Here is a 16,504-nt window from a genome sequence, read left to right on the forward strand (position 1 = left end):
CGGGCCGCGCGCCCGCCGCCGGCCAGGGCCGCGCGCCCGCCGGCGGACCGCACGTGGGCCGTCCTCCCGCTGGCCGGGCCCTCCGCGCCGACGGGACGACCCGCGCATCACCCGTCCTTGACCTGGAGCGCGCTCCAGGTCCTACCGTGGGTCTCGATGGCCACCGCACCCAGCACCGCCGCACCGCCCCGGTCGCCCGACCTCGCGACGCACTCCATCGCCGGAGCGGCCCGGGAGACCGGGCTCTCGCCCGACACCCTGCGGTACTACGAGCGCGCGGGCCTGCTGCTGCATCCCGTGGACCGCGCCGCATCGAGCCATCGCCGCTACGACGCGGACGACCTGTACTGGATCCGTCTCGTCACGAAGCTGCGCGGCACCGGCATGCCGATCCGGGCGGTGCGGGAGTACGCCGCGCTCGTCCGGGCCGGTCGCGGCAACGAGGCGGAGCGCCTCGCCCTGCTCGAGGACCACCGGACCCGCGTGCTGCAGCAGCTCGAGGAGACCCGCGCCAACCTGCGGGCCATCGAGCACAAGATCGACGTCTACCGCGACTGCGCCGTCGAGCGCACCGCCGAAGGGACCCCCGCACCATGAGCACCATCCCCACCACCACCCTGGGATCCGGCTCCGCCGCCCTCACCGTCTCGCGCCTCGGCCTGGGCTGCATGGGCATGTCGGAGTTCTACGGCGCCACCGACGACACCGAGTCGATCGCGACGATCCACCGCGCGCTCGAGCTCGGCGTCACCTTCCTCGACACCGCCGACATGTACGGCCCGTTCAAGAACGAGGAGCTCGTCGGCCGGGCGATCGCCGACCGCCGCGACCAGGTCGTCCTGGCGACGAAGTTCGGCAACGTCCGCGATCCCGAGAACGCCGGCTTCCGCGGCATCGACGGGTCGCCCGAGTACGTGCGCTCCGCCTGCGACGCGTCGCTGAAGCGCCTGGGCCTGGACCACATCGACCTCTACTACCAGCACCGGGTCGACCAGACCGTGCCGATCGAGGAGACCGTCGGCGCCATGGCGGAGCTCGTCCAGGCCGGCAAGGTCCGTCACCTCGGCCTGTCGGAGGCCGCGCCGGACACGATCCGCCGCGCGCACGCGGTGCACCCCATCACCGCGCTGCAGACGGAGTACTCGATCTGGGAGCGCGAGCCCGACGTCGAGATCCTGCCGCTCCTGCGCGAGCTCGGCATCGGCTTCGTGCCGTACAGCCCGCTCGGCCGCGGCTTCCTGACGGGCAAGATCCGCACCCTCGACGACCTCGAGGACGGGGACTTCCGCCGCTTCCAGCCGCGGCTGCAGGGCGAGCACCTCGAGCAGAACATCGCGATCGTGGAGATCGTCGACCGCCTCGCCGCCGAGCACGAGTCGACCGCCGCGCAGATCGCCCTGGCCTGGGTCCTCGCGCAGGGCGACGACGTCGTGCCGATCCCGGGCACGAAGCGCCGCACGTACCTCGAGGACAACGCCGGCTCCGTGGGGATCAGCCTGTCGGCCGACGACCTGCGGCTGCTGGACGACGCCGGCTCCGCGGCCGGCGACCGCTACCCGGACATGTCGACCATCGACCGCTGAATCGGGGGAGGCCCGTGCCAGGACGCCGTCTGGGCCGGTGCCGCCGCGTCCGACGGCGGGGTGACGGCAGACCGGCGCCGCGCGACGCCGGCACGGACCTCCGAGGGCGTGGAGGCCCGTGCCAGGACCCCGTCCGGGCCGGTGCGGCCGCTTCCGGCGGCGGGGTGACGCAGGCCCCGCCTCGCGCGACGCCGGCACGGACCTCCGAGGGCGTGGAGGCCCGTGCCAGGACGCCGTCCGGGCCGGTGCCGCCGCTTCCGGCGGCGGGGTGACGCGGGCCCGGCCTCGCGCGAGGCCGGCACGGACCTCTGAGGGGCTCAGTCCTGCTGGGTCCAGCGGGGGTCGTCGTCGGGGACCGTGGCGACGGGCTCCGCGGGGCCGGCCTCACGCGCCTCGCGCAGCCGGAAGTACAGGGTGGCCGTCGTCAGCACGTAGATCGTCGACGTGACGGCGCTGATCAGCACCTGGACGAAGTTGCCCGCGGCCTCGCCGATCCCCGCGATCGCGAGACCTCCGACGATCGCCGTGGCGATCAGCAGCAGGACCATCAGCACCAGCGTGCCGAAGACGGGCCAGCCCGAGCCGCGGACGAGCTCCTGGCTGCGGCCGAAGGAGGCGAGGACGCCGGTGCGCTCGAGCACCACGACGGGCGCGACGACCGCCCAGATCGTCAGCAGGATCAGGCCCGGGACGATCAGCAGGACGAAGCCGACGCCGATGCCGAGGCCCGCCAGCAGGGACACGAGCAGCAGCGGGCCCGCGACGGGCGAGACCGAGCGGAAGAGCGTGCCGACGGACGGTTCGGTGCCCGGGGGCAGACCCGCCTCGACGTCGCGGACGAACGTGACGACCATGCCCTGGAAGAACACCGACGTGACCAGCGACACCCCGAGGGCGATCGCCGCGGCGCTCGTGTCGGCCAGCGCGATGGTGACCATCGCCTGGATCAGGGCGAAGATCAGGGCGACCGGGAAGAGCACCGCGGCGTGCGCGCGGAAGATCTCGATCGCCCGCCCGACGACGGCCGTGGGGACGATGGCCGGCTGGGCCACGGGGTTCGGGGTCATGCGGGGATCATCCCGGTCCCGGCGGCGTTCGTCACCCGGGGCCGCCCAGCGTCCTCCCAGGGTTCCCCCGGGTGGTTCCCACCGGCGAGCGGGAGCCTGCTCCCATGTTCGCAACGACGACCCGGCCCATCGCGATCCCCCAGCCGCACGCGGCGCCCACGGGTGCACCCCCGGGGCCCGGTGCGGTCCGACGGATCCGCGTCACGCGCCGCACGGTGGTCCGCACGCACCGGACCCGGCGCACCGCCGTGCTCCCGGCGGCCCGCGCCGACTCCTACCTGGTGCGCCTGCAGCGGCCGACCGGGCAGGGCGTTCCGTCGGTCGTCCGGATCGCGGTCATGGCCCCGCACCGCGCGCGGGTGGGCCGGTGACCCTCGGGTCCACCCTGGCGGCGAGGGCGCCGTGACGGCCGCCCGGGCGCACCACCCCGCCGGATCCGGGACGATCCGGGCGTGCCCCGCCGCCCGCTGGCCCTCGTCGGCCTCGCCCTGGCCCTCGCCGCCGTCGGCTGCGGCGACGGCGGCGAGGAGACGTCGCGGGCACCCTCGACCGCGACGGAGCGCCGCGCCGCGCAGGACGACGCGCGCCCGACGGGGACGGGCGCGGCGCCGGCCACCACGGCCGCGACCCCCTCGGCCGACGGCGGGTCGGACGCGAGCCCCGGGGTCGCCTCGACGTCCGCCCCGCCCCGCGGCTGGACGGCGACCTGCCCGACGACGACCCCCTCCGCCCTGGGCTGCGCGGCGGTCCGCGGCCGGGTCCTGGCGATCCAGTCGCTCGATCCCGACGGGGACGGCGATCTGCACGTCGTCGCGGTCGGGGGCGACGTCACCGGACCGGGCATCACGGTCTTCGACGTCCGTCCGTCGCTGCGACCCGAGCGCGATCCGCGGAAGGGCGAGTACGTCACGGGTGCGGGCCCGGTCTTCGAGGGCAGCCTGGGGCAGCGTCAGATCCAGGTCGACCGGTTCCGCGTCTGGCGGCCCTGAGGTCCGGGCCCCGTCCGTCGGCCGGCGCCTGCGCGTGGGTCGGCTCTCCCACCGCCCGTCACGCGGGCCGCCCGCCGCTCCAGCCGCCCGCGTCGCCCGCCGCCCGTCACGCGAGCCGCCCGTCGCTCCAGCCGCCCGCCGCGCCCACCGCCCGTCACGCGAGCCGCCCGTCACGCCCCCGCCGCCGCCCGACGTCCTCGGAGTGGGCCCCGCGGGCCCTCAGTCCCGGGCGGGCTGCGGGCTGAAGCCGGCCATCGCCGCGGCGAGGCCGTCGGCGTCCAGCGGCGGCGCCGGCAGCGGGGTGCGGACGTCCGGCTGCGCCCGGAGGCCGTCCAGGACGATCGTGAAGAGCCGCCGCCAGACCTCGGGGTCGACGCCGCGCGTGTAGTCGACCAGCGCGCCGACCATCAGCTGGATCAGCGGCATGTCGGTGACCGCGGCGTCGGGCCGGAGGCTGCCGTCGGCCTGGGCGCGCTCCACGAGCCGGCGCACGACCGGCTCGATCCGCTCGCGACCCTCGACGGCGCACCCCGACGACTGCGCCATCCGGTTGCCGAGCAGCAGCTCCTTCAGCCCTCGGTTCTTGGCCTGGCGCTCCAGCGCGGCCTCGAGGAAGTGCTGCAGCCCCGTCCACGGGTCCTCGATCGCCAGACCCTCCTCGGCGAGCCCGACGATCCCGTCGATCTGGTCGTCGAAGAGCGCGTCGATCAGCGCCTCCTTGTTGGGGAAGCGCCGGTAGACCGTGCCCACCCCGACCTCGGCGTGCTGGGCGATCTCGTCGAGGCTCGCGCCCAGACCCCGGTCGGCGAAGACCTCGGCCGCGGCGTCGAGGATGCGCCGCCGGTTGCGCTCGGCGTCGCGCCGCAGGGGGCGGACGACGGGCTCCTCGGCGGCGGTCTCCATGACACCACCGTAGCGCAGCGGAGTACGCAGAGTGCTCTATGCGGAGGCTCACACTCCATATGGAGGAGACGCCTCCGTTTGTTTGCTACGGTCTCCGACGAAGCGCGACCGGCCGACGGTCCGCGCACCCGCCCAAGAAGGACCTCGCATGTCTTCCACCCCGGCCGAGACCCCGGTCGATCCACACCACGCCCGCCGCTGGCTGATCCTCGGCGTCCTCGGCATCGCCCAGCTGATGGTGATCCTCGACGCCACGATCGTGAACATCGCGCTGCCCTCCGCGCAGAGCGACCTCGGCTTCTCCGACGACAACCGCCAGTGGGTCATCACGGCCTACGCCCTGGCGTTCGGCTCGCTGCTCCTGCTCGGCGGCAAGATCGGTGACCTGATCGGCCGTAAGCACGTCTTCATCGTCGGGCTCCTGGGCTTCGCGGTCGCCTCCGCCATCGGTGGTGCGGCGAGCAGCTTCGGCGTCCTCGTCGTCGCCCGCGCCCTGCAGGGCCTCTTCGGCGCGCTGCTGGCCCCCGCGGCGCTCTCGCTGCTGACGACGACCTTCACCGACCCCTCCGAGCGCAACAAGGCGTTCGGCGTCTTCGGCGCGATCGCCGGCGTCGGCGGCGGCGTCGGGCTGCTGCTCGGCGGCGTCCTCACGGAGTACCTGTCCTGGCGCTGGTGCCTCTACGTGAACCTGTTCTTCGCGATCCCCGCCGCGCTGGGCGCGTTCTCCCTGCTGCACAGCGGCACGCAGCACGGCGCGGGCCGGCGTCCGAAGCTCGACATCCCCGGCACCGTCGCGGTCACGGGCGGCCTGTTCGCCCTCGTCTACGGCTTCTCGAACGCCGAGACCAACGGCTGGGGCGACGTCGTCACCGTCGTCATGCTCGCCGCGGCGGTCGTCCTGCTCGTCGCGTTCGTGCTGATCCAGCTGCGCGTGTCCAACCCGCTGCTGCCGATGCGCGTGGTCCTCGACCGCAACCGCGGCGGCGCGTACCTCGCCTTCGGCATCGTGAGCATGGGGATGTTCGGGATCTTCCTGTTCCTGACCTACTACCTGCAGCGCACCCTCGGCTTCTCGCCGGTGCAGACGGGCCTCGCGTTCCTGCCGATGAACTTCGCGATCATGGGCACGATCGGCCTGGTCTCGACGCAGATCCTGCCGCGGGTCGGGCCGCGCCCGCTCGTCGCCGGCGGCATGGCCGCCGCGGCGGTCGCGATGGCCGTCTTCGCGCAGCTGGGCACCGACTCGAGCTACGTCAGCGGCGTCCTCCCGGGCCTCGTGATCATGGGTGTGGGCATGGGCTGCGTCTTCGCCTCCGCCATGGCGATCGCCACGCTCGGCGTCGACGCCCGGGACGCGGGCGTCGCCTCGGCGATGGTCAACACGACCCAGCAGGTCGGCGGCTCCATCGGCACCGCGCTGCTCTCGACCCTGTTCGCCAGCGCGGTCTCCGGCTACGCCACCGACAACGCGGATCGCTTCCAGGGCGCGCAGCTCGCGGCGGAGTCCGCGATGCACGGGTACGTCACCGCGTTCTGGATCGCCTCCGCGATCCTGGCGGTCGGTGCCGTCGCGACCGGCCTGCTCCTGCGCTCCGGCGTCAGCCGGCTCGCCGACGACCCGACGGGCGCGCCGGTCCTCGCGCACTGACGCGGCGGTGGGGCGCCACCCGCCCCGCCCCGTGGGCGGCGGCCGGTGTCGCCGCCCCGGTCGGCGCACCACGACGCCGGCCGCGGGGGCCCCGGGGGCCGCGAGCGATCGCGGCCCTCGGCCGTTCCGGAGCGATGCGGCTTGCCATGATGGGCCGGTGGCTCCCGCTGACGTCCCGCCCCGCAGATCGCCGACCGTCCGTGAGCGGATGACCCCGATGTACCGGGCGGCGATGGCCGCGACCTCGCCGGTCGTCCGCCTGTGGGGTCGGCTCGAGGTCGAGGGCCTCGAGCACGTGCCCGGTGACGGCCCGGTCCTGATCATCGGCAACCACGACAGCAACTGGGACCCGGTCGCCATCGGCATCGCCGGCCTGCCGAAGCGGCAGATCCGCGCACTCGCCAAGTCGACGCTCTGGAAGACGAAGCCGCTCGCGTTCGTGATGAACGGCATGGGGCAGATCCCGGTCCGCCGCGGCCAGAACGACGCGCACGCGCTCGACACCGCGATCGAGGAGCTGGCCGCCGGTGCCTGCATCGGCGTCTTCCCCGAGGGCACGATCTCCCGTGGCGGCTACCTGCGGCCCCGCAGCGGCGCCGGACGACTGGCCCGTGCCGTGCCGGACGCGACGGTCGTCTGCGTGACCGTCGAGGGCACCGTCGACATCGTGCGCTTCCCGCTCCGTCCGCGGATCCGCGTCGCGTTCTTCCCGCCCCGCGAGGGGCAGCTCGGAGCGACGGAGGAGCCCGGCGACTTCATGGTCCGCGTCGTCGCGGAGATCCGCGAGCGTGCACCGATCGCGATACCGGGCCGCCGCAAGACCGCCGAGAAGTACCGCCTCGCCCAGGAGCGCCAGGCGGCCGAGGCGCCCGGCGCGGCGGACGAGGTCGCCGCCACCGACCGCGAGACCGCGTCGTCCTGAGGCACTCCGGGGCGGGACGCTCGCGGGCGAGGTGACGCCGGCGACCGCCTGGTCGCGGCGCGCGGCCGCGACCGTCAGCCCGCGTCGCTGACCACCGGCGCGGCGTGCACGTCGCGGTCGCTCGTCGCCGCGTCGAGCAGGTAGGCCGCGAGCGCGGCTCGGGTGAGGAGCAGGCCGCTCTCCCCGACCGGTCCCGTCCGCACGGGGCGGGCGTCGCCCCCGCGCAGCATCGGCAGGCGCGCCAGCGTCCACCGCAGGCCGGACGAGCGGACCGCGTCGGCGGTGCGCAGGACGTCGCGGCGCGGTCCGGGCGCGACGATCCGCACGGTGCGGACGATCGCGGCCATGCGCAGGTCCCGTCCGTCCGCCGGGTCCGGCGCCGTCGGGGTGGCGATGGCGACGAGGCGGTCGACGCCGGCGTGACGCATCGCCGCGACGATCCGCTCGGTCCCCTCGCCGATCGGCGTGCCCCGCTGCAGCGGGCTCGGTCCGAGCGCGCTGATCACGGCGTCCGCACCGGCCACCGCCCGGGCCACGTCGACGTCGTCCGTCAGCGAGCTGCCGATCACCCGGAGCGCCGGGTGGTGCACGCCGAGCTTCTGGGGCGAGCGGGCGTGCGCGACGACCTCGTGGCCCTCCGCGAGGGCCGCGCGGACGACGAGCCGGCCGACGGCGCCGGTCGAGCCGAAGACCGCGATCCTCATCGGCGCGCCGCCCGCAGGTGCGACCGCCGGCCGACGCGGTCGCCGCGCAGGCGGCGACCGACGATCGCGCCCCCGCAGGTCCTCACGACCGGGTCCATCCCAGGACCAGCCGCGTCGTCTCGTCGGGCTGGTCCCAGTGCGGGAAGTGCCCGCACTTCTCGATCCACGTGAGGTCGGCGTCGGGGAACGCGGCCTGCGCACGGGGCGCCTGGCTCGCGAACGTGACGCGGTCCTGCCGGCCCCAGACCAGGTGGATCGGTCCGCGCGCCTGGCCGGCGGGCAGACCGGCCTGCAGCGGGCCGTGCCACAGCGCGTCGAGCGTGTCGGTGAAGCCGGGGGAGGCCGCGAACTGCCGCAGCTCCTTCGCGACCAGCTCCTGCGGCAGCGCCCACGGCCGGGCCGAGAACTGGGCGAGCAGCGCCGTCCGCGTCACGGGGTTGCCGGTCAGCGTGGGCAACGCCTTCTGCAGGCCGACGACGAGCTTGAACGACGCGGCGACGGAGACCCCGAAGAGCGACCGCTGGCGCGTGCTCCAGAACCCGCCCGGGTCGAGCGCGATCGCGGTGCCGACGCGACCGCGCCGGGCCAGTTCGAGCACCAGGCGCGCACCGAGCGACGAGCCGACGACATCGACCCCGTCGAGGTCGTGCGCGTCGAGGAACGCCTCGAGGCGGTCGGCGATCGCGTCGACGGTGACCGCGCCTGCGAGCTCGGGCGCCTCGCCGTGGCCCGGCAGGTCGGGACTGATCACGTCGTGCTCGGCCTGCAGCGCGGGGAGGATCGGGTCGAACGAGTCCCGGTTGCCCCCGAGGCCGTGGATCATCAGGAGTGGCGAGCCGGAGCCCCCGCGCTTGAACGGGAGGGTGGGGGCGGTCTGCGTGCTGGACATGGTGCTCGTTCCGTGGGGGACGTCGTGACGAGTACGGGCGCGGGCCGCGCGCGGACGCGTCGACCCGCCGGTCGGTCAGCCCGTCGGCAGCTGACCGGAGCGCACGCGCGCGGCCATCTCCTTGGACTCCGCGCGGTACACCTCGCCGTCGGCAAGCTCGAGGACCGGCAGCTTGCTCTGGCCGGAGATCGCCTCGACCTTCGGGCGCTTGCCCTTGCCCCAGCCCTGCTTGACGATCTCGTAGTCGATGCCCTGGGCGTCGAGCTCCTTCTGCACGACCCAGCAGGCGTCGAGGTTGGTGTGCAGGAACGTGTAGTTGCAGCGGTGGAGCTTCACTTTGGCCATGCGGGTCACCGTACCCGCCGTGTCGACCCCGCACCGGCGTCCGGCCCGCACCCCGGCGGTCGGCGACGTCGGTCAGGCGGCCGGCTGCTGCTCCCACGCCTGCTGCAGGGCCTGGAGCAGCGACTCCGCGGGCTGGGCGCCCGAGACGAGCAGCCGACGGTCCAGCACGAACGCGGGGACGCCGCCCAGGCCCAGGTCGTGGGCCTCGTCGCCCTCGCCCTCGACCGCGTCGGCGTACTCGTCCCCGGCGAGCATGCGTTCGACCTCGTCGCGGTCCAGCCCGACCTCGGCGCCCAGGCGCACGAGGGTCGGGTGGTCGCTCAGCAGCTCGCCCTCGACGAAGTAGGCCTGGAGCAGCCGTTCGTTGAGCGGGTCCTGCAGGCCGTGGGTGCGGGCGAGGTGCAGCAGCCGGTGCGCGTCGCGCGTGTTGCCCGGGCGGGCGCGGTCCAGCCGGTACTCCAGGCCGACCTCCGACGCCATGCCGGTGACGCGGTCGTTCATCGCCCTCGCCTCCTCCGGGGTCCGGCCGTACTTGCGGGCCAGGAGCGCGTCCAGCCCGCCCTCGACGGCGGCGGGCATCGTCGGGTCGAGCTGGAAGCTGCGCCACTGCACGTCGACCTCGTCGCGGTGCTCGAACCGCGACAGCGCGTCCTCGAACGACCGCTTCCCGATGTAGCAGAAGGGGCACGCGACGTCGGACCAGATCTCGACCTTCATGCCCCGCACGATACGCCGCCCGTCCGCGGGCCCGGTGGGGCGGGGGCATACGCTCGTCGGGTGCGTGGCCCACGGATCAGGGCGGCCGTCGGCCGCCTGGAGGACCGCCAGGTCCCGGTCCACCTCGTCGCCGTCCTGGTCGGCGGCCTCGTCGGCCTGGCCGCGCCGGGGGCCGGGCGCGCGTTCGAGACGCTGATCTACCCGGTCCTCGGCGCGCTGCTCTACGTCACGTTCCTGCAGGTGCCGTTCACGGCGCTGCGTCGGGCCTTCGCCGACCGGCGGTTCCTCGCCGCGGTGCTGGGCCTGAACTTCGTGGTCGTGCCGGTCGTCGCGTTCGGGCTCAGCCGCCTGGCGCCGGGCGGCACCGTCGTCGAGCTCGGCGTCCTGATGGTGCTGCTGACGCCGTGCATCGACTACGTCGTCGTGTTCACGCGCCTGGCCGGGGGCAGCGACCGCCGGCTCCTGGCCGCCGCGCCGCTGCTGATGCTGGCCCAGACCCTGCTGCTCCCCGCGTACCTGTGGCTGTTCCTGGGCCCCGGGCTGGCGGAGGTCGTGCGGCCCGGGCCGTTCGTCGAGGCGTTCCTGCTGCTCATCGCGCTGCCGCTGGCGCTCGCCTGGGCGACGGAGCGCTGGGCCGCCCGGTCGGCCGTCGGGGGCCGCGTGAAGGGCATCGCCGACCTGACCCCGGTGGTGCTGATGGCGCTGACGCTGCTGGTCGTCGTCGCGTCGCAGGTCCCGCGCGTCCGCGACGACGCCGGCCGGGTGATCGGTGTGGTCCCGCTCTACGTCGCGTTCCTGGTGGTCATGGTCGGCGTCGGTGTGGTGCTGGCGCGGCGGCTGCGCCTGGACGCCCCGGCCGGGCGGGCGCTGATGTTCAGCGGCGCGACCCGCAACTCGCTCGTCGTCCTGCCCCTCGCGCTGGCGCTGGGCGACGAGTACGCGCTGACGGGTGCGGTCGTCGTCACGCAGACGCTCGTCGAGGTCCTCGGCATGGTCGCCCTCGTCCGCCTCGCCCCGCGGCTGCTGCCGGCCGCCTCCGCGCTCAGCCGACCCGGCGGTCGAACGCGGCGGAGACCAGGACGCGGCCGTCCGGTGCGGTGATCCACCGGACGTCGCCGGCGCCGCGGACCTCGGCGGGGCCCGCGAACGCGGGCGCGTGGTGCTCGAGGTCGACCGCCAGCGGGCCGTCGGCGGGACCCAGGCCGGCCAGGCCCTCCTCCAGCGCGCGCCAGGTCGCCGCGTTGTTCACGTGGCCGGCGACGTCGAGGTCGGCGGCCACGAAGGTCCACGGGACCACGGGGGCGTCCTCCGGCGGACCCTGGTGGCGCAGCCGCGCGCGGACCCGGCGGCCGGCGGCCGAGGGGCCGTAGATCTCGAGGAACGCCTCGGAGCGGTGCGGCAGGAGGGTCTCGCGGTGCAGCGGCACCCAGATCGCGGCGGCCTCGACGAGCCCGCCCGCGTCGCCCTCCAGGGTCGTGCGCCGCTCGGCGACCAGCGGCCCCAGGCCGCTGCAGGCCGTCCGCATCGCCAGCCGCTCGCCGAAGACCGGGAAGCGCACGACCCGCAGCTGCGTCTTCCGCAGCACCCAGACGACCTCGAGGTCGATCCCCGAGTCGACGACGTCGTCGTAGGCCACCTGCTGCAGCCAGTCCGCGATCGCGTCGAGGCGCGCCCGACCGGCGACGGTGGTCGACGCCGGCCCGACCCGCTGGGTCAGCCCGTGGACGCGGCCGGCGGTCGGGAAGGGGACGAGGGCCTCGAGCTCCATCGGGGGCAGCGTACGACGGCGGACCGGCGGGCCGGGGCCGCACCGGCCCACCCGGCGCCGCGCCGCCCGCCGCATCGCGGACACGTCCTGTCCGTGATCGACGGCAGACTCCGCGCATGCTCGAGACCTCGGCCCGGCTGCTGCGTCTGCTGTCGCTGCTGCAGATGCACCGCGACTGGACGGGCGGGCAGCTGGCGGACGAGCTGGAGATCACGCCCCGCACGGTGCGCCGGGACGTCGAGAAGCTGCGGTCGCTCGGCTACCCGGTCAACGCCGCACCGGGCGTCGCGGGCGGCTACCGGCTCGGCGCGGGCAGCGAGCTGCCGCCGCTGCTCCTGGACGACGACGAGGCCGTCGCGGTGGCCGTCGGCCTGCGCACCGCGGCGAGCGGCAGCAGCGTGGTCGGCATCGAGGAGTCGTCCCTCCGCGCGCTGGCCAAGCTCGACCAGGTCCTGCCGCCGGCGCTGCGCCGGCGGGTCGGGGCGGTGCACGCCTACACGGTGCCGGTCCCCGGCTCCGGGCCCGAGGTCGACGCCGAGGCGCTGTCGACGATCGCCGGGGCGTGCCGGGACCGCGTCGAGCTGCGGTTCGGCTACGGGACGCACGACGGGGTCCGCAGCCGTCGCGTCGTCGAGCCCCACCGGATGGTCCACCTGTACGGGCGCTGGTACCTGGTGGCGTTCGACCAGACCCGGGAGGACTGGCGCACCTTCCGCGTCGACCGCATCACCTCGCGGCTGGCCCAGGGCCGGCGCTGCCCGCGCCGCGAGCCGCCCGACGCGGACCTCGCCGCCTACGTCATGCGGCAGGTCTCCGCCACGCGCGGCCGGTACCGGGCGCGCGTGCGGCTGCACGGCTCCAAGACGGCGTTGCAGCCCAGGGTGCCCGGGTATTTCGGCACCCTCACCGAGATCGACGAGCACTGCTGCCTGCTGGAGGTCGCCGCGGGGTGGATGGGCGGTCTGGCCGTGCAGGTGGCGTCGATCGGCGTCGACTTCACCGTCCTCGAGCCGCCGGAGTTCGCCGAGGAGGTCCGCGCGCTCGCCGTGCGCTTCGGTGCCGCGGCACGGGCGACCGACGACGCGGCGGCACCGGCCGCGGACGACGGGGCCTCCCGATGAGCGACGTGCGGGTCACCGATGCGCAGGCCCTCGCGTTCCGGATCGCGGGTCACCACCTGCACGAGCACACCGACCCGCTGACGGCGGTCGCCGCCTGCGGCCTGCAGGAGTACCCGCCCGGTCACGCCGCCGTCGCCCTGCACGCCCGGGCCGGTGAGGTGCAGGACGACCACCCGGTGTGGGACGCACTGGTGACCGTCAACGCGATGCGCGGGGCGCCGTACGTCGTCCCCCGCGCGGACGTCGCGGTGTTCACGACGGCGCTCGTGCCGGAGGAGGACGACGAGCTGCGCGCCCTCGTGGGGTCCGCGGTCGCGAAGGAGGTGCAGGCCGCCGGGTACGGCGTGGGGGAGGCCCTCGACCTGGTCGCGTCCGCCGCGCGCGAGGGCCTCGCGGACGGCCCGCTGGACCGCGACGCGTTCCACCAGGCGCTCCGCGAGCGGCTGCCCGACGGCCTCCTGCCGTGGTGCCGCGGGTGCGCGAGCCACCACGTCCGGCCCGGTCTCTGGCGGGCGCTGGGCCCGCTCGGCGTCACCGAGATGCCCGGGCGGGCCGTCTGGGCGCCGGCCGCGGGCACGACCGTCGGGACCGGCGACCCCTCGGAGGCGCGGCGCGAGCTCGTCCGCCGGTTCCTGCGCGCCTACGGCCCGTCGACCCACAGCGCGCTGGCCTCGTGGGCGCAGACCGCCCCGGCGCACGCTCGGCGGATGTTCGCCTCCGTCGAGGACGAGCTGGTGGCCGTCCGGCAGGAGGGCGCCCGGCGCTGGGTCCTCGCCGCCGACCTCGACCGCCTGCTCGATCCGCCGGCCGCCACGGGCGTGCGGCTCCTGCACGGCCACGACCCGTACGTCGCGGGACCCGACCGTGCGGCGCTCGCCCCGGACCCCGCGCTGCGCAAGGCGCTCTTCCCCGCGGTCGGCCGGCCCGGGGTCGTGCTGGTGGACGGCCGGCTCGCCGGGCTGTGGCGGGCGCGGAAGAAGGGCCGCACGCTCGAGCTCTCCGTCGACTGGAGCGGACGGACGATCGACCTCGGCGACGCCCCGGAGGCGCTCGCGCGGCTCCGCGGGTGCGACCGGGTCGTGCTCGGCTGACCCGGGGCCCGCCGGGAGGGGCGGCGGCGTCCCGCCCCGGCCGACCCCGGGGATGCCGACCTCCCCCCGCTGGAGGACGGTCGCTGACGGTCCGGGGAGCCCTTCCGGCCGGTCGGCGGGGGCCATCGGCGGACGCCCGAACCATGCCGTTTGACACTTGTGCACCGAGCCGCGTAAGTTCGATCACCGCGGGATGCGTAGGGCGTCCCGACCGAGGGTAGGAGTCATCGCACACATGGTCGAGAAGGCAGCAGCACCACGGGTCTCGCGTTGGCGACGTAAAGCACTCGACCTGGCGGGGGCGATGACCACGCCGTTGCTCCCCGACGACTACATCGCGCTGCTGGATCCGCGCTGGTCGACGCGCGAGGCGACGGGCACCGTCGTCCGCGTCCGGTCCGAGACCGACGACGCCGCCACGGTCGTCGTCAAGCCGACCCACCCGTGGCCCGGTCACCGGCCCGGCCAGTACCTGCGCATCGGCGCCGAGATCGACGGCATCCGCCACTGGCGCGCCTACTCGCTGACCTCGGACCCCGAGCACCCCGAGGGCCTCGTGTCCGTGACCATCAAGCACGTGTCCGAGGGCAAGATGTCGCCCTGGTTCACGGAGAGCTGCGGTCCCGGCACGGTCGTCTTCCTCGGCAACGTCGAGGGCGAGTTCGGCCTGCCGGACCCCCTGCCGCCCAAGTTCCTGATGATCAGCGCCGGCTCGGGCATCACCCCGATCTGGAGCATGCTGCGGGAGCTCCGCCGCCGTGGCGCGCTGGACGACGTCGTCCACCTGCACGGCACGCGCACGACGGAGGACTTCATCTTCGGCCCGCAGCTGCGCGAGCTCGACGGCGACCAGGACGGCTACCACCTGCACGAGCAGCTGAGCGCCGAGGACGGCCGCCTGAAGGTCGAGAACCTCGACGAGCTCTGCCCGGACTGGCGCGAGCGCGAGGCGTTCCTCTCCGGTCCGCGCGAGATGATCGACGACTTCGTCGCGCACTGGGAGTCCGAGGGGCTCGAGGAGCACCTGTCGACGGAGCGCTTCCAGCCCGTCATCGGCACCGGCGACGCCGAGGTCGGCTCGGGCGGCACCGTCTCCTTCGTCGTCACGGACAAGGAGGCGACCTGCGAGCAGGGCATCTCGATCCTCGTCGGCGGCGAGGAGGCCGGTGCCAACCTCCCCTACGGCTGTCGCATGGGCATCTGCCACACCTGCGTCGGCGTCCTCCGCGAGGGCCAGGTCCGCGACCTGCGCTCCGGTGAGGTCCACGGCGAGCAGGGCGAGACGATCCGCACCTGCGTCAACGCGCCCGAAGGCCACGTGGTCGTCGAGCTCTGACCCGCAGCACCCCGGTCCCGCGCGGTCCCGTCGGCCCGCGGGCCGGCGGGGCGCACGCCCCACCGCCTTCCCGGCCCTCGCGGCCGCACCCCTTCCAGGCCCCAGGGCCACCCCACCTTCCAGGCCCCGTGCCACCCGAAGAACAGGACACCACCGCATGACGCCTCCCACAGGAGCCAGCACGGCCTCCATCCCCGGCACCATGGACGACGAGAAGGCCGGTCCGTCCCGTCGCGACGGCGACCCGAACGCGTTCAACCCGCTGTTCCGCCTCTCCTCCGAGCAGATCGAGGAGATCGGCGCGGAGTTCCAGAAGATCCACGACGAGGTCAAGGGCGACCTCGGCGACCGCGACGCGAACTACATCCGCTCGATCATCGAGTTCCACCGTCGCCTGACGGCGCTCTCGCGGATCGTGCTCATGGCCTCGCGGTACCCGCCGGCGTGGCTGCTCGGGACGGCCGGCCTCTCCGTGGCCAAGATCCTCGAGAACATGGAGATCGGCCACAACGTCATGCACGGCCAGTGGGACTGGATGAACGATCCCCAGATCCACAGCTCGACGTGGGACTGGGACACCGCCTCGACCGCCGCGTCGTGGAAGCACTCCCACAACTACGTGCACCACACGTACACGAACGTCATCGGGCTCGACAAGGACGTCGGCTACGAGTTCATGCGCGTGGACCCCAAGCAGCGCTGGTCCCCCGAGTTCCTCGCCCAGCCGCTGATCAACATCCTCGTGATGCTGTTCTTCGAGTGGGGCGTCGCGATCCACGACATGGACCTCGAGGCGATCAAGAAGGGCACGAAGAAGAAGTCCGACCTGATGAACGACCTGAAGGGGATCGGCAAGAAGGGCGGCCGTCAGGTCCTGAAGGACTACATCCTCTTCCCGGCGCTCTCGGGCAAGCACTGGAAGAAGACGCTGAAGGCGAACTTCACCGCCAACATCGTCCGCAACGTGTGGTCCAACGCGATCATCTTCTGCGGTCACTTCCCGGACCAGGCCTACACGTTCACCGAGGAGGAGATCGCCGACGAGACCCGCGGCGGCTGGTACGTCCGCCAGCTCCTCGGCGCCGCCAACATCGAGGGCTCGGACACGTTCCACCTGATGAGCGGCAACCTCAGCTACCAGGTCGAGCACCACCTCTTCCCGGACATGCCGAGCTCGCGCTACAAGGAGATCGCGCCGAAGGTCAAGGCGCTCTGCGAGCAGTACGAGCTGCCCTACAACACGGGCCCCTTCTGGCAGCAGTGGCTGATGGTGCAGCGCACGATCCTGCGCCTGGCGTTCCCGGGCGGCAAGGAGACCCCGAAGTCGCCGCCGTACGTCGCACCGCCGGAGCAGCCGCGCGCCGAGCGCACGGTGCAGGCCGTCGACGGCCCGATCCCCGCCTTCCCGTAGGCGATAGGGG

General features: G+C 74.4%; 18 protein-coding genes. 11 read left to right on the forward strand and 7 right to left on the reverse strand.

The annotated features are described in order from the left end of the window. The first annotated feature begins 156 nt into the window (after nt 1-156). Entirely contained in the window at nt 157-597 is a 441-nt protein-coding gene (locus Q7T67_RS02840; protein ID WP_304785819.1) for a MerR family transcriptional regulator, read from the forward strand. Beyond that, on the forward strand, nt 594-1,583 hold the full coding sequence (locus Q7T67_RS02845) for an aldo/keto reductase (protein ID WP_304785820.1): 990 nt from the start codon (nt 594-596) through the stop codon (nt 1,581-1,583). The genes Q7T67_RS02840 and Q7T67_RS02845 overlap by 4 nt, the downstream gene beginning before the upstream one ends. 317 nt (nt 1,584-1,900) lie before the next feature. On the opposite strand, the gene Q7T67_RS02850 is transcribed toward Q7T67_RS02845, so the two are convergent. Further along, nucleotides 1,901-2,650, reverse strand: a complete 750-nt coding sequence (locus Q7T67_RS02850; RefSeq protein WP_304785821.1) for a hypothetical protein — start codon at nt 2,648-2,650, stop codon at nt 1,901-1,903. Between the two features lie 104 nt (nt 2,651-2,754). Here Q7T67_RS02850 and Q7T67_RS02855 point away from each other — a divergent pair, with 104 nt between their 5' ends. Beyond that, nucleotides 2,755-3,021, forward strand: a complete 267-nt coding sequence (locus tag Q7T67_RS02855) for a hypothetical protein (protein ID WP_304785822.1) — start codon at nt 2,755-2,757, stop codon at nt 3,019-3,021. Nucleotides 3,022-3,102: 81 nt separating this feature from the next. Beyond that, a complete protein-coding gene (locus Q7T67_RS02860; protein ID WP_304785823.1) occupies nt 3,103-3,639 on the forward strand; it encodes a hypothetical protein in 537 nt (178 codons plus the stop codon). Nucleotides 3,640-3,858: 219 nt separating this feature from the next. Here the strand turns inward: Q7T67_RS02860 and Q7T67_RS02865 are convergent, their stop codons facing one another. Continuing rightward, nucleotides 3,859-4,542, reverse strand: a complete 684-nt coding sequence (locus Q7T67_RS02865; RefSeq protein ID WP_304785824.1) for a TetR/AcrR family transcriptional regulator — start codon at nt 4,540-4,542, stop codon at nt 3,859-3,861. 148 nt (nt 4,543-4,690) lie between these two features. Between Q7T67_RS02865 and Q7T67_RS02870 the strand changes: the two genes are divergently transcribed. Then, complete coding sequence (locus Q7T67_RS02870) at nt 4,691-6,190, forward strand: MFS transporter (RefSeq protein WP_304785825.1); 1,500 nt, start codon at nt 4,691-4,693, stop codon at nt 6,188-6,190. Between the two features lie 157 nt (nt 6,191-6,347). Further along, entirely contained in the window at nt 6,348-7,112 is a 765-nt protein-coding gene (locus Q7T67_RS02875; RefSeq protein WP_304785826.1) for a 1-acyl-sn-glycerol-3-phosphate acyltransferase, read from the forward strand. Between the two features lie 74 nt (nt 7,113-7,186). Here Q7T67_RS02875 and Q7T67_RS02880 read toward each other — a convergent pair whose 3' ends face one another. The 4 genes from Q7T67_RS02880 to Q7T67_RS02895 form a co-directional block, all read right to left on the reverse strand. Continuing rightward, nucleotides 7,187-7,816, reverse strand: coding sequence for an NAD(P)-dependent oxidoreductase (locus Q7T67_RS02880; protein WP_304785827.1), 630 nt, complete (start codon nt 7,814-7,816; stop codon nt 7,187-7,189). An 82-nt stretch (nt 7,817-7,898) separates the two neighbouring features. Beyond that, nucleotides 7,899-8,705 carry an alpha/beta fold hydrolase gene (locus Q7T67_RS02885; RefSeq protein ID WP_304785828.1) on the reverse strand — a complete coding sequence of 269 codons (807 nt, stop codon included), beginning with the start codon at nt 8,703-8,705 and terminating at the stop codon, nt 7,899-7,901. 75 nt (nt 8,706-8,780) lie between these two features. Further along, on the reverse strand, nt 8,781-9,050 hold the full coding sequence (locus Q7T67_RS02890) for a glutathione S-transferase N-terminal domain-containing protein (RefSeq protein ID WP_304785829.1): 270 nt from the start codon (nt 9,048-9,050) through the stop codon (nt 8,781-8,783). Nucleotides 9,051-9,122: 72 nt separating this feature from the next. Continuing rightward, nucleotides 9,123-9,767: a DsbA family oxidoreductase gene (locus Q7T67_RS02895; RefSeq protein WP_304785830.1), complete on the reverse strand. Its 645-nt coding sequence runs from the start codon at nt 9,765-9,767 to the stop codon at nt 9,123-9,125. A gap of 60 nt (nt 9,768-9,827) precedes the next feature. Here Q7T67_RS02895 and Q7T67_RS02900 point away from each other — a divergent pair, with 60 nt between their 5' ends. Then, nucleotides 9,828-10,868: an arsenic resistance protein gene (locus Q7T67_RS02900; protein ID WP_304785831.1), complete on the forward strand. Its 1,041-nt coding sequence runs from the start codon at nt 9,828-9,830 to the stop codon at nt 10,866-10,868. On the opposite strand, the gene Q7T67_RS02905 is transcribed toward Q7T67_RS02900, so the two are convergent. Further along, nucleotides 10,810-11,535 carry an acyl-ACP thioesterase domain-containing protein gene (locus Q7T67_RS02905; RefSeq protein ID WP_304785832.1) on the reverse strand — a complete coding sequence of 242 codons (726 nt, stop codon included), beginning with the start codon at nt 11,533-11,535 and terminating at the stop codon, nt 10,810-10,812. The genes Q7T67_RS02900 and Q7T67_RS02905 overlap by 59 nt on opposite strands. Before the next feature lie 116 nt (nt 11,536-11,651). On the opposite strand from Q7T67_RS02905, the gene Q7T67_RS02910 reads away from it, so the two are divergent. From Q7T67_RS02910 to Q7T67_RS02925, 4 genes are all read left to right on the forward strand, one after another. After that, nucleotides 11,652-12,656 carry a YafY family protein gene (locus Q7T67_RS02910; RefSeq protein WP_304785833.1) on the forward strand — a complete coding sequence of 335 codons (1,005 nt, stop codon included), beginning with the start codon at nt 11,652-11,654 and terminating at the stop codon, nt 12,654-12,656. After that, the gene (locus Q7T67_RS02915; RefSeq protein WP_304785834.1) at nt 12,653-13,747 is read left to right on the forward strand and encodes a DNA glycosylase AlkZ-like family protein; all 1,095 of its coding nucleotides are present in this window, start codon (nt 12,653-12,655) and stop codon (nt 13,745-13,747) included. Before Q7T67_RS02910 ends, Q7T67_RS02915 begins: the two co-directional genes overlap by 4 nt. 235 nt (nt 13,748-13,982) lie before the next feature. Continuing rightward, on the forward strand, nt 13,983-15,083 hold the full coding sequence (locus Q7T67_RS02920; protein ID WP_304785835.1) for a ferredoxin reductase: 1,101 nt from the start codon (nt 13,983-13,985) through the stop codon (nt 15,081-15,083). A gap of 157 nt (nt 15,084-15,240) precedes the next feature. Beyond that, a complete protein-coding gene (locus Q7T67_RS02925; protein ID WP_304785836.1) occupies nt 15,241-16,494 on the forward strand; it encodes an acyl-CoA desaturase in 1,254 nt (417 codons plus the stop codon). Nucleotides 16,495-16,504: the final 10 nt, after the last annotated feature.

This window comes from Patulibacter sp. (genome assembly GCF_030655195.1).
Classification (GTDB): domain Bacteria; phylum Actinomycetota; class Thermoleophilia; order Solirubrobacterales; family Solirubrobacteraceae; genus Patulibacter.

Bases quoted from the DNA above. Each gene is read 5' to 3' on its own strand.
- Q7T67_RS02840 (WP_304785819.1), top strand. From the start codon at position 157: ATGGCCACCGCACCCAGCACCGCCGCACCGCCCCGGTCGCCCGACCTC.
- Q7T67_RS02845 (WP_304785820.1), top strand. From the start codon at position 594: ATGAGCACCATCCCCACCACCACCCTGGGATCCGGCTCCGCCGCCCTC.
- Q7T67_RS02850 (WP_304785821.1), bottom strand. From the start codon at position 2,650: ATGACCCCGAACCCCGTGGCCCAGCCGGCCATCGTCCCCACGGCCGTC.
- Q7T67_RS02855 (WP_304785822.1), top strand. From the start codon at position 2,755: ATGTTCGCAACGACGACCCGGCCCATCGCGATCCCCCAGCCGCACGCG.
- Q7T67_RS02865 (WP_304785824.1), bottom strand. From the start codon at position 4,542: ATGGAGACCGCCGCCGAGGAGCCCGTCGTCCGCCCCCTGCGGCGCGAC.
- Q7T67_RS02870 (WP_304785825.1), top strand. From the start codon at position 4,691: ATGTCTTCCACCCCGGCCGAGACCCCGGTCGATCCACACCACGCCCGC.
- Q7T67_RS02880 (WP_304785827.1), bottom strand. From the start codon at position 7,816: ATGAGGATCGCGGTCTTCGGCTCGACCGGCGCCGTCGGCCGGCTCGTC.
- Q7T67_RS02885 (WP_304785828.1), bottom strand. From the start codon at position 8,705: ATGTCCAGCACGCAGACCGCCCCCACCCTCCCGTTCAAGCGCGGGGGC.
- Q7T67_RS02890 (WP_304785829.1), bottom strand. From the start codon at position 9,050: ATGGCCAAAGTGAAGCTCCACCGCTGCAACTACACGTTCCTGCACACC.
- Q7T67_RS02895 (WP_304785830.1), bottom strand. From the start codon at position 9,767: ATGAAGGTCGAGATCTGGTCCGACGTCGCGTGCCCCTTCTGCTACATC.
- Q7T67_RS02905 (WP_304785832.1), bottom strand. From the start codon at position 11,535: ATGGAGCTCGAGGCCCTCGTCCCCTTCCCGACCGCCGGCCGCGTCCAC.
- Q7T67_RS02910 (WP_304785833.1), top strand. From the start codon at position 11,652: ATGCTCGAGACCTCGGCCCGGCTGCTGCGTCTGCTGTCGCTGCTGCAG.
- Q7T67_RS02915 (WP_304785834.1), top strand. From the start codon at position 12,653: ATGAGCGACGTGCGGGTCACCGATGCGCAGGCCCTCGCGTTCCGGATC.
- Q7T67_RS02920 (WP_304785835.1), top strand. From the start codon at position 13,983: ATGGTCGAGAAGGCAGCAGCACCACGGGTCTCGCGTTGGCGACGTAAA.
- Q7T67_RS02925 (WP_304785836.1), top strand. From the start codon at position 15,241: ATGACGCCTCCCACAGGAGCCAGCACGGCCTCCATCCCCGGCACCATG.